Below are 16,050 nucleotides of genomic sequence, written 5' to 3'. Positions count from 1 at the left end.
ACGGGAAGGGGCGGAGGGGGCGAAACCATCGGTCGGCGACCCGGCTCCGTAGACTGGTGGCGTGAGTGAGCTCCCCCCGCACGACAGTCACGACGACAGCGCGTCCGATCCGCTCGACCCCTTCGAGGAGATCGTGGCGACCGAAACCGACCGCGACCCCGACCTCGCGGTGATCGAGGCCGGCAGCCGCACCCTGCGCGCCCAGGGCGGCCCGCCCCAGGCGGACGTGCCCGCCCGCCCCGCCGACCCGGAGACCGACAAGGCGCTGCGCGAGGTCGAGGCCGAGCTCGCCACCCGCTGGGGCGAGACCAAGCTGGAGCCGTCGGTCAGCAGGATCGCCGCGCTGATGGACGTCCTGGGCGAGCCGCAGCGCGCGTACCCCTCGATCCACATCACGGGCACGAACGGCAAGACTTCCACCGCCCGCATGGTCGAGGCCCTGCTCGGCGCCTTCGAGTTGCGCACCGGCCGGTACACCAGCCCGCACGTCCAGTCGATCACCGAGCGCATCAGCCTGGACGGCGCCCCGATCACCGCCGAGCGCTTCATCGAGACGTACGACGACATCAAGGCGTACGTGGACCTGGTCGACGCCCGGCAGGAGTACCGGCTCTCCTTCTTCGAGGTGCTCACCGGCATGGCGTACGCGGCCTTCGCGGACGCGCCGGTCGACGTGGCCGTCGTCGAGGTCGGCATGGGCGGCAGCTGGGACGCCACCAACGTCATCGACGGTGCCGTGGCCGTCGTGACCCCCATCGACCTGGACCACACCGACCGGCTCGGGGAGACGCCGGGGGAGATCGCCCAGGAGAAGTCGGGGATCATCAAGCCGGACGCGACCGTGATCATGGCCCAGCAGCCGGTCGACGCGGCCCAGGTGCTGCTGAAGAAGGCCGTGGAGGTGGACGCGACCGTGGCCCGCGAGGGCCTGGAGTTCGGCGTCGTCTCCCGCCAGATCGCCGTCGGCGGCCAGCTCCTCACCCTGCGCGGGCTCGGCGGGGAGTACCCGGACGTCTTCCTTCCGCTGCACGGCGCGTACCAGGCGCACAACGCCGCGGTGGCGCTCGCCGCGGTCGAGGCGTTCTTCGGCGTGGGCGCGGCCCGTCCGGAGCCGCTCGACATGGACACCGTCCGCAAGGCGTTCGCCTCGGTCTCCTCACCGGGCCGCCTGGAGGTCGTACGGCGTTCCCCGACCGTGGTCCTGGACGCCGCGCACAATCCGGCGGGCGCCCGCGCCACCGCCGAGGCCGTCAGCGAGGCGTTCGACTTCAGCCGGCTGATCGGCGTGGTGGGCGCGAGCGGCGACAAAAACGTGCGGGGGCTGCTCGAAGCCTTCGAGCCGATCTTCGCCGAGGTCGTGATCACGCAGAACACCAGCCATCGCGCGATGGACGCGGACGAGCTGGCGGGCGTCGCCGTGGAGGTGTTCGGCGAGGACCGGGTGCAGGTCGAACCGCGGCTGCCGGACGCGCTGGAGGCCGCGATCACCCTCGCCGAGGAGGAGGGGGAGTACTCCGGCGGCGGCGTCCTCGTCACCGGTTCCGTCATCACCGTCGGCGAGGCCCGACTGCTCCTGGGGAGGGGCTGACCCGTGCGTACGCTCTGTGCATCGACCCTGATCGGCGAGTTCTTCGTGATCGGCTTCGCCGGTCTGGTCGCCATGAAGGACCCGGATCTGTCCATGGGCCTGGTCTGGACGGTCAGCGGCATCGCCATGGCCCTGTGCGTGCTGTTCTGCGGTGTGGTCACCCGCCCCGGCGGCGTCCAGCTCGGCTGGGCGCTGCAAATCGCGCTGATCGCCTCCGGTTTCGTCGTCCCGACCATGTTCTTCATGGGCGCGGTCTTCGCCGCCCTGTGGTGGGCGTCGGTGCACTACGGACGCAAGATCGACGAGGCGAAGGCCCGCTTCGCGGCGGACCGGGCGGAACCGGGCACCCCGGCCGGCGCCTGACCGCCACCGTGCGGCCCGGCCGCCGGTCTCCACTCCCGGCACTGGGTAAAACCCGCTCAGGCCCGCCCTGTAGCCTCTGAGCCCGCACACCATGTGATCGAAGGAGCCACCACCGTGAGCCAGCGCACCCTCGTCCTGCTCAAGCCCGACGCCGTCCGTCGTGGCCTGACCGGCGAGATCATCAGCCGTATCGAGCGCAAGGCCGGCTGGCAGCTCACCGCGCTGGAACTGCGCACCCTGGACCAGGAGACGCTCGAGGCGCACTACGGCGAGCACAAGGGCAAGCCGTTCTACGAGCCGCTGGTGGAGTTCATGGCGTCCGGCCCCGTGGTGGCGCTGATCGTCGAGGGCGAGCGCGTCATCGAGGGTGTGCGGGCGCTGGCCGGCCCCACCGACCCGATCGCCGCCGCACCCGGCTCCATCCGCGGCGACTACGGCGTCATCGTCCGGGAGAACCTGATCCACGCCTCGGACTCCGAGGAGTCCGCCGAGCGCGAGCTGAAGATCTTCTTCCCGGGCCGGGTCTGACGCCCGTACGGAGCCGGTTCCTTGCCGGGAATCCGCGCGGCTGACACGCCCGGTCCGCCGTGCGGATGTTCCCGGTCTTCCTGACGCGACGTCAGCCGCTGAATTCGCGCCAACCACCGCAGTACGTCATTGATCGCCCCCGGACCGCGCTGACCAGGGGCGGACGAAGATTTTCGGACAGCCCCTGGCATATGCGCGGCGATCGGGGGAACGGATGCCCCCGATGGCCCGTCTCCACAAGCGGGGCCGTGCGTCATCTGCTGACAATGGCGAAGACCCTCGCGCAGTGTTCGTGCAGGCGCGTCTACGATGGAAGCCTTCACGTCACAGCACCCACCTCGCCGACCTGAAAAGCCGTCAAAGCTCCACTTGGGAAGGCCAGACGAATCCTGATGGGGAACTCAATGTCGTTCATCGGCCGTGACATGGCTGTCGACCTCGGGACCGCCAACACGCTGGTGTACGTCAGGGGTCGCGGGATCGTACTCAACGAGCCGTCCGTCGTCGCGATCAACACCAACACCGGTGGCATCCTCGCGGTCGGCGCGGAAGCGAAGAAGATGATCGGGCGGACCCCGGGCAACATCGTGGCCGTGCGTCCGCTGAAGGACGGCGTCATCGCCGACTTCGAGATCACCGAGCGCATGCTCCGCTACTTCATCCTGAAGATCCACAAGCGGCGCTACCTGGCCCGTCCGCGGGTCGTCGTCTGTGTGCCCTCCGGCATCACCGGCGTCGAGCGCCGTGCCGTCATCGAGGCGTCGTCCCAGGCCGGCGCCCGCCAGGTGCACATCATCGAGGAGCCCATGGCCGCGGCCATCGGCTCCGGCCTGCCGGTCCACGAGGCCACGGGCAACATGGTGGTGGACATCGGCGGCGGCACCACTGAGGTCGCGGTCATCTCGCTCGGCGGCATCGTCACCGCGCAGTCCATCCGGGTCGCCGGCGACGAGCTGGACAACGCGATCATCCAGCACATCAAGAAGGAGTACAGCCTCCTTCTCGGTGAGCGGACCGCCGAACAGATCAAGATCACGATCGGCTCGGCGTACGACCTCGACACTGACGAGCACACCGAAATCCGCGGCCGCGACCTGGTCTCCGGGCTGCCGAAGACCGTCGTCATCTCCGCGGCGGAAGTCCGCAAGGCCATCGAGGAACCGGTCAACGCGATCGTCGACGCCGTGAAGACGACGCTCGACAAGTGCCCGCCGGAGCTGTCCGGCGACGTCATGGACCGCGGAATCGTTCTGACCGGCGGCGGAGCCCTGCTGCGCGGGCTCGACGAGCGGCTGCGCAGGGAAACCGGAATGCCGATCCACATCGCCGAGGACCCGCTGGACAGCGTGGCGCTCGGCTCCGGCAAGTGCGTCGAGGAGTTCGAGGCGCTCCAGCAGGTTCTGGACGCCCAGCCGCGCAGATGACGAACACGTCGATTCCGCCGTACGAGATGATCTCCTCTCGTGCGGCGGATCGTTGATATAGAGGCATAAACTCCGGCACAGCGTCCCGGGACGCGAGTGGCGCCAGCGGCTCCGCTCCGCGCACCCCGGACACCCCGAACATCAGCCGTATCCCGCTTATCCCGCACTTTCCGTACATCCTGAATATCCCGAACATCCCGAACATCCCGCATTTCCGACGAGGAAGGCACGGCCGCCGCACGTGAGGGACACACGAGAGAGCCGATTGCTCCTGGTGCTGCTGATCGCCATCGCGTTCGCACTGATCACGGTGGACATCCGCGGCGGGGAGGACTCACCGGTCGACGGCGCCCGGCAGGGCGCGGCGGCGGTCTTCGGCCCGATCGAGAACGGGGTGTCGTCCGCCGTCGACCCCGTGGGCAACGCGATCGCGGCGGTCCGCGACTCCGGCGACCGGCACGACCGCGTCGCCGAACTGGAGAAGGCCAACGCCGAGCTGAAGGCGAAGCTCGGCAGCGACGCCCGTAACAACAGCCGCCTCAAGCAGCTCGACAAGATGCTGAAGACGGCCGGCGCCGGCCAGTACGGCATCAAGGGCGCCCAGGTCATCGCGATAGGAGCGGCCCAGGGCTTCTCCTGGACCGTCACCATCGACGCCGGCGCCGACGACGGCATCGAGCGCGACATGACCGTCCTCAACGGCGACGGCCTGGTCGGCCGGGTCACCACCGTCGGCCCGTCCACCGCCACCGTGCTGCTCGCCAACGACCCCGACTTCACCGTGGGCACCCGGATGGAGTCCACCGACGAGCTCGGCTTCGCCGCCGGACAGGGCGACCGCCCGCTGCGCGTCCAGCTCCTCAACGGCAAGGCCGACGTGAAGAAGGGCGACCGCCTGGTCACCTTCGGCTCGCAAGGAGACAAGCCCTTCGTCCCCGGCGTCCCCGTCGGCACCGTCTCCCGCGTCGACCCGTCCGGCGGAGACCTCACGCGCACGGTCTACGTCAAGCCGTTCGTGTCCTTCACCAAGCTCGACGTCGTCGGCGTCGTCGTCCAGGCCCCCCGCAAGGACCCGCGCGACGAGGTGCTGCCCGCGAAACCCAAGCCCACGCCCAGGCCGACGGTCACCGTCACGGTCACCCCCTCCGCCGACGCCCCGGCCGACGGCCAGCAGCAAGAGCAGTAGGAGCTGAATCCCATGCGTGTCAACCGGATCCTGCTCTCCACCGCCCTGGTGGTCGTCGCCCTGGTGCTCCAGGTGAGCGTCCTGGCCCGGCTCCATCTGCCGGGCGCCGTCCCCGACCTGATGCTGCTGACCGTGCTCGCCCTCGCCATGGTCTACGGCCATGTCGGCGGCGCCCTCATCGGCTTCGGCGCCGGCCTCCTCGCCGACATCGCCCCGCCCGCCGACCACGCCGCCGGCCGCTACGCCCTGGTGCTCTGCGTCATCGGCTACCTCGCGGGCCTGGTGAAGCCGGAGAACGGACAGCTCAAGTCGGCGACCGGACCGATGGCCGTGGTCGTCGCCGCCGCCATCGGCTCCACCCTGCTGTACGCGGGCGTCGGCGCCCTCGTCGGCGACACCGCCGCCCGCCATGTCGGCCTCGCCGGGCTGCTGTTCAGCGCCGCCCTGTACGACCTGCTGCTCGCGCCCTTCGTGGTCCCGGCCCTGATGGCCCTGGCCCGCCGCGCCGACAACGATCCGCTCGCCGAGACGGGCAGCGCCGCGAAGGCGGCCGACGTCTCCGCCGGCTGGCTGTCCTCCGGCACCGGACTGCGCATCGGCGGCCAGCGCAGCGGTCTGCGGGTCAAGGCGGCCAAGGCGCGCGTCGCCCGCGCCGGCCGTATCAAGGGGGTCAAGCGGCTGTGAGCGAAGGCCGGTTCCCGGCACACAGCCGGGACGTGTACTCGTACTACTCGTACACACACTGAGAGGGGGAGGCAGCAGCAGTGTTCACCGCGCATCCGTCGTCCACCCCCACCCCTTCCAGGGATGGGCACCGCCGATGACCAACATTCCGGAGACCGGACGGACCCCGCGGGTCCAGATCCGGCTCGTCGTCATCCAGATCCTCGTACTCTCCCTCCTCGGCACCCTCGGCGGCCGGCTCTGGTACCTCCAGATCCGCAACGGCGACGAGTACGCCAAGGAAGCCTCCGGCAACCACGTGCAGCAGGTCGTCCAGCCCGCGGTGCGCGGCTCGATCCTGGACGCACGCGGCGTGCCGCTCGCCGACAACGAGACCCGGCTCGTCGTCTCCGCCTCCCGCACCGACCTGATGAAGATGGACGACGACGGCGAGGCGGTCCTCACCAAGCTCGCCGGTGTCCTCGGCATGAAGCCCAAGGACGTCATCGAGAAGGTCCGGCTGTGCGACGCCAAGACGCCCCAGCCGTGCTGGAACGGCTCGCCCTACCAGCCGATCCCGATCACCGACGAGGCCACCCCGAAGCAGGCGCTCCAGATCCGCGAGCGCTCCGAGGACTTCCCTGGCATCACCGCCGAGCCCGAGGCCGTGCGCCGCTACGCCGCCCCCGGCGAGGCCAACACCGCCCAGGTGCTCGGCTACCTCTCGCCCGTCACGGACGAGGAGATCACCGAGGCCGAGGACACCGACTCGCCCTACCTCCGCTCCGACCAGGTCGGCCGCTCCGGCCTGGAGCGCCAGTACGACAAGGAGCTGCGCGGCAAGGCCGGCGTCACCCGCTACGAGGTGGACAACCTCGGCCGGGTCATCGGCAAGGCCGAGTCCGACGCCGCCGAGCCCGGCTCCAACGTCGTCACCAGCATCGACGCCCGCGTCCAGCGCGTCGCGGAGTACGAGCTGAACGAGGCGATGGTCAAGGCCAGGCAGCAGTTCGACAAGATCACCGGCGAGAACTACAAGGCGGACTCCGGCGCTGTCGTCGTGATGGAGGCCAAGACCGGCCGCATCGTCGCCATGGCGTCCAACCCGACGTACGACCCCAACGCCTGGGTCGGCGGCATCTCCGGCAAGGACTACACCGCGCTCACCGGCAAGAAGTCCAACTACCCGCTGCTCAACCGGGCCATACAGGGTCAGTCCGCCCCCGGCTCCACCTTCAAGGTGGTCTCCACGGCCGCCGCGGTCGAGGCCGGCTACGAGTGGGACGGCGGCTACCCCTGCACCAGCTCGTACTCTGTCGGCGGCCAGGTCTTCAAGAACTTCGAGGGCGAGAGCTTCGGCCCCATCTCGCTGGGCCGCGCCCTCGAAGTCTCCTGCGACACCGTCTTCTACGGCCTCGCCGACAAGGAGTGGAAGAAGGACGGCGGGATCAACCCGAAGAAGGGCGAGCCCAAGGACTACTTCTACAAGGCCGCCCACCAGTTCGGCCTCGGCCAGGAGACCGGCGTCGACCTCCCGAACGAGGTCACCGGCCGCGTCCCCGACCGCCAGTGGAAGCAGGACTACTGGAAGGCCAACAAGGACGCCTGGTGCAAGTCCGGCAAGAAGAACGGCAGTTACACCGAGAAGATCGCCTACGAGAACTGCCTCGAAGGCAACAAGATGCGCGAGGGCGACTCGATCAACTACTCCATCGGCCAGGGCGACACCCTCGTCACCCCGATCCAGGAGGCCGTGATCTACGGCGCCCTCGCCAACGGCGGCACCATGCACACCCCGACCATCGGCAAGGCGATCATCAGTGCCGACGGCAAGACCGTCAAGGAGATCAAGCCCGAGGTCAGCGGCAAACTGCCGGTCGACAAGGCGACGGTCAAGGGCATGGACAAGGCGCTCGCGGGCGTGGTCACCGGCGGTACCGCCGCCTGGAAGTTCCAGGGCTGGCCGCAGGACAAGATCGAGATGCACGCCAAGACCGGTACCGCCGAGGTCTACGGCAAGCAGACGACGTCCTGGCTCGCCACCTACAGCAAGGACTACACGGTCATCATGACCATCTCCCAGGCGGGCACGGGCTCCGGCGCCTCCGGTGAGGCCGTCCGCAACATCTACAGCGCCATGTACGGCGTCCAGAAGGACGGCTCGATCGACAGCAAGAAGGCCCTCCTGCCCACCCCGGAGAAGGACCTGCCCAAGGTCAAGAGCGACGGCTCGATCACCGCGCCCAAGATCTCCAAGGACCCGGCCAAGGACCTCCAGGCGAGCGAGGAGGACGAGACCGGCGCCGACGACGGGGACCAGCCCGCGGCCACCACCAGCCCGACCGGCACCGGCAACCGCGACACCCGCAGGCGCAGCGCCCGGCCGAAGAAGAGGCGGAGGGCGCTGACGTGACCGCCGCGCTGACGACGAGGCGCGGGCCGCGGACGTGCGTGACCGCCGCGCTGACGACGAGGCGCGGGCCGCGGACGTGCGTGACCGCCGCGCTGACGACGAGGCGCGGGCCGCGGACGTACGTGACCGCCGCGCGCACCCAGGAAGACCGGAAAGGGGCCCGGACATGACCGGCGCGAACGGCTTCTCCGTGTCCGGCTACGGGCCCGCCCGGGCCGGCTGGACGCGGATCTTCGCCCGCGACTCACTGGCCCGCCGCCTCGACTGGCCGATACTGCTCTCGGCCATCGCCCTGTCCCTGATCGGCACGGCCCTCGTCTACTCGGCGACCCGCAACCGCACCGAACTCAACCAGGGCGACCCGTACTACTTCCTCGTCCGCCACCTGCTCAACACCGGCATCGGCATCGCCCTGATGATCGGCACCGTCTGGCTCGGCCACCGCACCCTGCGCACCGCGGTACCGATCCTCTACGGCATCTCCGTCTTCCTGGTGCTGATGGTGCTGACCCCGCTCGGCGCCACCATCAACGGCGCCCACGCCTGGATCGTCATCGGCGGCGGCTTCTCGCTCCAGCCCTCCGAGTTCGTGAAGATCACGATCATCCTGGGCATGGCCATGCTGCTCGCGGCCCGGGTCGACGCGGGCGACAAGGCCTACCCCGACCACCGCACGGTGGTGCAGTCCCTCGGCCTGGCCGCCGTGCCGATAGCGATCGTCCTGCTGATGCCGGACCTCGGCTCGGTCATGGTCATGGTCGTCATCGTGCTCGGCGTGCTGCTCACCTCCGGCGCCTCCAACCGCTGGATCTTCGGCCTGATCGGCGCGGGCGCCGCCGGCGCCATCGCGGTCTGGCAGCTGCACATCCTCGACGAGTACCAGATCAACCGCTTCGCCGCGTTCGCCAACCCCGAGCTCGACCCGGCGGGCGTCGGCTACAACACCAACCAGGCCCGCATCGCCATCGGCTCCGGCGGCCTCTTCGGCACCGGACTCGGCCACGGCTCCCAGACCACCGGCCAGTTCGTCCCCGAACAGCAGACGGACTTCGTCTTCACCGTCGCCGGCGAGGAACTCGGCTTCGTCGGCGCCGGACTGATCCTGCTGCTCCTCGGCGTCATACTGTGGCGCGCCTGCCGCATCGCCCGCGAGACCACCGAGCTGTACGGCACGATCGTCGCCGCCGGGATCATCGCCTGGTTCGCCTTCCAGTCCTTCGAGAACATCGGCATGACCCTCGGCATCATGCCCGTCGCCGGCCTCCCACTGCCCTTCGTCTCCTACGGCGGCTCCTCCATGTTCGCCGTCTGGGTGGCCGTCGGACTGCTCCAGTCGATCAGAGTGCAGCGGCCGATGTCGGCCTGAAAAGCGAGGTGAGGGGGCGCCCACGGGCTGCCCCCGTTCACCTTTCACGGCTACATTCGGGCTGTATGGCGGACACCAAGCGTGAGATCGAGCGGAAGTACGAAGGTCCCGCGGCGTCCGAGGCCGCGGTACCACCCGACCTGAGCGGCGTCCCCGGAGTCGCGGACGTCATCGACAAGGGCATCACCCGGCTGGACGCCACCTACTACGACACAGCCGACCAGCGGCTCGCCGCGGACTCCCTCACCCTGCGCCGCCGCACCGGCGGCGACGACGCCGGCTGGCACCTCAAACTGCCCGTCGCGGACGGCGTACGGGACGAGATCCACGCACCGCTTTCTGAGACGGTCCCCGACCGCCTCACCGCCCTCGCACGCTCCCGGATCCGCGACGCCGAACTCGTCGCCCTGGTCCGGCTGGCCACCTCCCGGCACGTCCACGAACTCGTCGACGGCGAGGGTTCCCCCCTCGCCGAGGTCAGCCTCGACCGCGTACGCGCCGAACGGCTCCACGGCGGCGCCGACACCGCCGAGTGGACCGAGATCGAGATCGAACTCGCCGACGGCCAGGACCCCGCCTTCCTCGACAAGGCCGGCAAACACCTGCGCAAGGCCGGACTGCACCGCTCCGCGTCCCCCTCCAAGCTCGCCAAGGCGCTCGCCGAGACGGGGTCGAGGACCAAACCGCGCAAGCACGAGCACGCCGAGCCCGTCACCGCGGGCGACCACGTCCTCGCCTACCTCCGCGCCCAGCGCCACGCCGTCATCGAGCTCGACCCCGCCGTCCGGCTCGACGCACCCGACTCCGTGCACCGCATGCGCGTCGCCACCCGCCGGATGCGCAGCACCTTCCGCTCCTTCGGCAACGTGCTCGACCGCGCCGTCACCACCCCCGTCGCCGTCGAGCTGAAATGGCTGGCCGGAGAGCTCGGCGTGGACCGCGACCACGAGGTCCTGACCGAACGGTTCACCGAAGCGCTCGACGCGCTGCCCCGCCCGCTGCTCTCAGGCCCCGTCCGCAACCGGCTGCGCGCCTGGTCCACGGCCCGCGGCGGCGACTCGCGGCGCCGCCTGCTCGCCGTACTCGACAGCAAGCGCTACCTCGACCTGCTCGCGGCCCTCGACCGGCTGCTCGCCGAGCCGCCGCTGCGCGAGGCCGCCGCCGCGAAACCGCACAAGGTGCTCGCGGCCGCCGTCCGCAAGGACTTCGAGAAGGTCGCCGCCCTGGTCGAGCACGCCCTCGACCTGCCCTCCGGCGGCGACCGCGACGTGGCGATGCACGAGGCCCGCAAGAAGGCCAAGCGCACCCGGTACGCCGCCGAGGCGGCCACCCCCGCGCTCGGCAAGCCCGCCAAGGCGCTCACCAAGGCCGTCAAGTCGCTGCAGAACCTGCTCGGCGAGCACCAGGACAGCGTCATGGCCCGCGAGTCCCTGCGCGAGCTCGCGGACCAGGCCCACGCGGCGGGGGAGAGCACCTTCACCTTCGGTGTCCTGTACGGGCGCGAGGAGCAGCGGGCCGCCGTCGCGGAGGCGGGGCTGCCCGGCACCTGGAAGAAGGTGGGCAAGCGGGCGGCCCTGTGAGCGGGCGCGGCCGCGCACCCGCGGATCACTGAGCGTGCGGCGAGTTCCTCCGGCCGCGTTAGGCTAGATGGTCACCTCTGGATGGAGACGTGTACGTCCAGACGGTCACCCGCCTCCGGCCTCCGGCCGGGGGGACCCCCAGTCCGCTCACGAAGGTCCGCGAGATGCCTGCCGAACCCGCCGAGGCCGCCGAGACCGCTCCGACCGCCGAGACCGCCGAATCGGTGTTTCCGCAGCTCGAAGCGTTGCTCCCGCATGTGCAGAAGCCGATCCAGTACGTCGGCGGAGAACTCAACTCCACGGTGAAGCCGTGGGAGTCCACCGACGTCCGCTGGGCGCTGATGTACCCCGACGCCTACGAGGTGGGCCTGCCCAACCAGGGCGTCATGATCCTCTACGAGGTCCTCAACGAGCGCGAGGGCGTCCTCGCCGAGCGCACCTACAGTGTGTGGCCGGACCTCGAGGAGCTGATGCGCGAGCACGGCGTCCCGCAGTTCACCGTGGACAGTCACCGCCCGGTGAAGGCCTTCGACGTGTTCGGCCTCAGCTTCTCCACGGAGCTCGGCTACACGAACATGCTGACCGCCCTGGACCTGGCCGGCATCCCGCTGGAGTCAAGGGACCGCACGGTCGACGACCCGATCGTCCTCGCGGGCGGCCACGCCGCCTTCAACCCCGAGCCGATCGCCGACTTCATCGACGCGGCCGTGATCGGCGACGGCGAGCAGGCCGTGCTCGATATGACCGGGATCATCCGCGCCTGGAAGGCCGAGGGCCGCCCCGGCGGCCGCGAGGAGGTCCTCTTCCGCCTCGCGAAGACCGGCAACATCTACGTCCCGGCCTTCTACGACGTCGAGTACCTGGCCGACGGCCGCATCGCCCGCGTCGTCCCGAACAAGTCCGGCGTCCCGTGGCGTGTCTCCAAGCACACGGTGATGGACCTGGACGAGTGGCCCTACCCCAAGCAGCCCCTCGTGCCGCTCGCCGAGACCGTCCACGAGCGCATGTCGGTGGAGATCTTCCGCGGCTGCACCCGCGGCTGCCGCTTCTGCCAGGCCGGCATGATCACCCGCCCGGTCCGCGAGCGCTCGATCACCGGCATCGGTGAGATGGTCGAGAAGGGCCTGAAGGCGACCGGCTTCGAGGAAGTCGGCCTGCTCTCCCTGTCCTCCGCGGACCACTCGGAGATCGGCGACATCGCCAAGGGCCTGGCGGACCGCTACGAGGAAGACAAGATCGGCCTTTCCCTGCCCTCCACCCGCGTCGACGCCTTCAATGTCGACCTGGCCAACGAGCTGACCCGCAACGGCCGCCGCTCGGGCCTCACCTTCGCCCCCGAGGGCGGCTCCGAGCGCATGCGCAAGGTCATCAACAAGATGGTCTCGGAGGAGGACCTGATCCGCACGGTCGCCACCGCGTACGGCAATGGCTGGCGCCAGGTGAAGCTGTACTTCATGTGCGGCCTGCCCACCGAGACCGACGAGGACGTCCTCCAGATCGCCGACATGGCGATGAACGTGATCCAGAAGGGCCGCGAGGTCTCCGGCTCCAACGACATCCGCTGCACGGTCTCCATCGGCGGCTTCGTGCCCAAGCCCCACACCCCCTTCCAGTGGGCCCCGCAGCTCAGCGCCGAGGAGACGGACGCCCGCCTGGAGAAGCTCCGCGACAAGATCCGCGGCGACAAGAAGTACGGCCGCTCCATCGGCTTCCGCTACCACGACGGCAAGCCCGGCATCGTCGAGGGCCTGCTCTCCCGCGGCGACCGCCGCCTCGGCGCCGTCATCCGCGCCGTCTACGAGGACGGCGGCCGCTTCGACGGCTGGCGCGAGCACTTCAGCTACGACCGCTGGATGGCCTGCGCCGAGAAGACCCTGCCCGCCTTCGGGGTGGACGTCGACTGGTACACGACGCGCGAGAAGACGTACGAGGAGGTCCTGCCCTGGGACCACCTCGACTCCGGCCTCGACAAGGACTGGCTCTGGGAGGACTGGCAGGACGCCCTCGACGAGACGGAGGTCGAGGACTGCCGCTGGACGCCTTGCTTCGACTGCGGGGTGTGCCCGGCCCTCGACACTTCCATCCAGATCGGTCCCACGGGCAAGAAGCTGCTGCCGCTGACCGTGAAGAACGCGGCGCCGGCACCGAGCGGGCACGCGCACTGACGCGGGCGGGGCGCCCTGCCCGGGACGGGTGAGGCGTCCGCCGGGGCCGGGGGACGCCTGTGCGGCTATGCAGGTGAATGGGGCGTAGCGGGCTTTTCGGGGCGAGGGCCGTGGGCACCCGGGGCGCATGGTTTGTCCCAGTCCGCCCGGGGCGGCGTCGCGATGGCTGGCGCCGGTGGTGGAGAACGTCACGGTGGCGCGGCGGTTCGTGCGGTCGGTGCTGGGCGGTGTCGCGCCGGAGCTGGTGGACACCGCTGAGCTGCTCGCCGGTGAGCTGGTGACCAACGCGGTGCTCCATGCCCGTACCGACACCGAGGTGCGGGTCTGGGCCGCCGACGGGCGGGTGCATGTGCGGGTCGCCGACCGCTGTCCGGGGCGGGGCCTGGTGCCGCACGACCGGCATCGGTACGCCTGCACCGGCAGGGGACTGGCGCTGGTGCAGGAGCTGGCCTCCAGCCACGGTGTGCACAGCGACGCGGACCACAAGACGGTCTGGTTCGAGCTGTGGCCCGAGGCACCGACGCCGCCGGAGTCGGCGTGGGAGACCCTGGCGCCGTCCGGCCGGACCGTGACCGTGGCGCTGAACGACGTGCCGTACACCCTGTACTGGTCGGCGCAGCAGCAGTGGGAGGGGCTGCTGCGGGAGCTGTTCCTCGCCGGTCACGCCGACGGCGGCTGGACCGGGGTGGAGCCGGCGGAGCTGGCCGTCGCGCAGGACGTGAGCCACATGATCTGCGCGTGCATGACGGCGGCGGTGCAGCAGGAGACCCCGGACAGTTCGACGCTTTCCATGCTGGTGGGGTTCGCGGCGGACGCCGGGCCGGGCGTGCGGACGCTGCGCCGGGTGCTCGACGCGGCGGACGCCGCCGCGCAGCAGGGCAGCCTGCTCACCCTTCCGGCGCTGCCGCAGATCAGGGCCTTCCGGCACTGGCTGTTCGACCAGATCACCGGCCAGCTCGCCGGTGGACCCGCCACCGCGTGGACGCAGGTCCCGGGCGAGCCGGACGCCCACCCCACCGACCTGGCGCCCTGGGACGCGAGCGTGGTGGAGGCCGGTGACGTGCCGACCATCGCGGCCGACGACGGCAACCGGATCATCGCGGTGAACAACGCCGCGGCGAACCTGCTCGGCTGGCAGGTGCACGAACTCGTCGGGCAGCGGCTGACCGTGCTGATGCCCAAGCACCTGCACCAGCGCCATGTGGTGGCCTTCTCCTCGCTGCTGCTCACCGGCGAGGCCCGGATCCTCGGCCGCTCCGTGCCGGTTCCCGCCCTGCACCGGGACGGCAGGGTGATCCCCGTCCGGCTGTCCATCCAGACCCAGGAGGCGGTCGACGGCCGCACCGTCTTCGTCGCCCAGCTCACCACGACGACCGCCCCGCCGGTCTCGGCGCGCCCCGCGGAGGAGGACCGGCACGCGACACGGCCCGCGCCGGGTCCCGTGCATTTGCCGACCACCACCAGGAAGGCGCGGGCGGGGAGCGAGGCGAAGGTGGCGCCGGAGTGGCTGTCCCTGTTCGCCGACACGGGTGCGGCCATGCTCAGCACCCTCGACCTGCACGAGCGGCTGCGGCGGGTGTGCCAGATCCTGACCCGGCAGCTCGCCGACTGGTGCGCGGCGGACCTGCTCGACGAGGCGGGGCGGGTGGAGCGGATCTGCGTCGTCCACCGCGATCCCCGGGTGCCGGTGTCGGGGGCGCATCTCGGCAGGCTCCCCGCGGTGACCGAGGCGACGCGGGGGCCGCTGTCCCGGGTGCTGCGCGGCGCGGGCCCCCTGCTGGTGACCGAGCTGGGTCCGCCGGGGCGGGCGCAGAGTGCGCTGGACGCGCGGCAGCGGGAGCTGGCGGAGCAGTTGGGGGTGGGCAGCGCCGTCATCGCTCCGCTGCGCACCCAGCGGGAGGTTCTCGGTGTCCTGACCCTGGTCCGCGACTACGACGAGCACCCGTTCGCGAAGGAGGACATCGCCCTGATCGCGGAACTGGTCCGCGGCATCGGCCTCGGGGTGGACAACGCCCGGCTGCACCAGTACACCCACTCCAACGCCGAGCATCTGCAGCGCGCCCTGCTGCCCGAGCTGCCCCGGCTCGACGGGCTGGAGCTGACCGCCCGCTACGTACCCTCCAGCACGACCGCGGAGGTCGGCGGGGACTGGTACGACGCCTTCGTGCTGCCGGGCGGTGACACGGTGGTGGTCATCGGCGACGTGTCGGGGCACGACCTCCAGGCGGCCGTCGCCATGAGCACGCTGCGCAACATGCTGCGCGGCATCGCCGTAGACCGCGAGGAGCCGCCCGGGGACGTGCTGCGCCGTCTGGACCTGGCGTGCCACACCCTGTCGCCGCAGTCCACCGCCACCTGTCTGTACGGCCTCGTCAAACCGGACGGCGGGTCGGGGAGCCTGCACTACTCCTCCGCCGGCCATCTGCCGCCGCTGCTGACCACGAAGGACGGCGCCACCCGCTATCTGGACGCGGGCCGGGGTGTGCTGCTCGGCATGGACCCGCGCATGCCCCGCCCCTCCGCCTGCGAGCCGCTGCCGCCCGGTTCCACCCTGCTGTTCTTCACGGACGGCCTCATCGAACGCCGCGGGGAACCCATCGACGACGCCATGGCCCGGCTTTGCCGGCACACGGCGGAGCACGCGCGGGACCCGCTCGACATGTTCTGCGACGAACTGATCCTCAAGTTCGGTGCCGACACCACCGACGACATCGCCCTGCTCGCCGCGCGCCCCGGCCCGAATTCCCGAACAGTTACTGATCAATAATTACTGA

At 70.6% G+C, this 16,050-nt stretch carries 11 protein-coding genes; all 11 read left to right on the top strand.

Features of this window, described 5'->3' with window-relative positions:
• The first annotated feature begins 61 nt into the window (after positions 1–61).
• A complete protein-coding gene (locus tag ACFV6E_RS30730; protein ID WP_385160919.1) occupies positions 62–1,588 on the top strand; it encodes a bifunctional folylpolyglutamate synthase/dihydrofolate synthase in 1,527 nt (508 codons plus the stop codon).
• A gap of 3 nt (positions 1,589–1,591) precedes the next feature.
• Positions 1,592–1,951: a DUF4233 domain-containing protein gene (locus ACFV6E_RS30725; protein WP_385160917.1), complete on the top strand. Its 360-nt coding sequence runs from the start codon at positions 1,592–1,594 to the stop codon at positions 1,949–1,951.
• A 114-nt stretch (positions 1,952–2,065) separates the two neighbouring features.
• Positions 2,066–2,479: a nucleoside-diphosphate kinase gene (ndk, locus tag ACFV6E_RS30720; protein ID WP_385160915.1), complete on the top strand. Its 414-nt coding sequence runs from the start codon at positions 2,066–2,068 to the stop codon at positions 2,477–2,479.
• 404 nt (positions 2,480–2,883) lie between these two features.
• Positions 2,884–3,903 (top strand): rod shape-determining protein, encoded by a 1,020-nt coding sequence (locus tag ACFV6E_RS30715; protein WP_081217257.1) that lies wholly within the window; start codon positions 2,884–2,886, stop codon positions 3,901–3,903.
• Positions 3,904–4,144: 241 nt separating this feature from the next.
• Positions 4,145–5,089, top strand: coding sequence for a rod shape-determining protein MreC (mreC, locus tag ACFV6E_RS30710; RefSeq protein ID WP_385466029.1), 945 nt, complete (start codon positions 4,145–4,147; stop codon positions 5,087–5,089).
• 12 nt (positions 5,090–5,101) lie between these two features.
• Positions 5,102–5,773 carry a rod shape-determining protein MreD gene (gene mreD / locus ACFV6E_RS30705; RefSeq protein WP_385160911.1) on the top strand — a complete coding sequence of 224 codons (672 nt, stop codon included), beginning with the start codon at positions 5,102–5,104 and terminating at the stop codon, positions 5,771–5,773.
• A gap of 136 nt (positions 5,774–5,909) precedes the next feature.
• A complete protein-coding gene (mrdA, locus tag ACFV6E_RS30700; protein WP_385466026.1) occupies positions 5,910–8,165 on the top strand; it encodes a penicillin-binding protein 2 in 2,256 nt (751 codons plus the stop codon).
• Positions 8,166–8,331: 166 nt separating this feature from the next.
• Positions 8,332–9,531 carry a rod shape-determining protein RodA gene (gene rodA, locus ACFV6E_RS30695; protein ID WP_385466024.1) on the top strand — a complete coding sequence of 400 codons (1,200 nt, stop codon included), beginning with the start codon at positions 8,332–8,334 and terminating at the stop codon, positions 9,529–9,531.
• 65 nt (positions 9,532–9,596) lie between these two features.
• Complete coding sequence (locus ACFV6E_RS30690) at positions 9,597–11,111, top strand: CHAD domain-containing protein (protein WP_385466021.1); 1,515 nt, start codon at positions 9,597–9,599, stop codon at positions 11,109–11,111.
• Positions 11,112–11,275: 164 nt separating this feature from the next.
• Positions 11,276–13,276: a TIGR03960 family B12-binding radical SAM protein gene (locus ACFV6E_RS30685; protein WP_385160903.1), complete on the top strand. Its 2,001-nt coding sequence runs from the start codon at positions 11,276–11,278 to the stop codon at positions 13,274–13,276.
• A 127-nt stretch (positions 13,277–13,403) separates the two neighbouring features.
• Positions 13,404–16,043, top strand: coding sequence for a SpoIIE family protein phosphatase (locus tag ACFV6E_RS30680; protein ID WP_385160901.1), 2,640 nt, complete (start codon positions 13,404–13,406; stop codon positions 16,041–16,043).
• Positions 16,044–16,050: the final 7 nt, after the last annotated feature.

This window comes from Streptomyces sp. NPDC059785 (assembly GCF_042732375.1).
Classification (GTDB): domain Bacteria; phylum Actinomycetota; class Actinomycetes; order Streptomycetales; family Streptomycetaceae; genus Streptomyces.
This window is presented reverse-complemented; position numbering and strand designations above follow the sequence as displayed.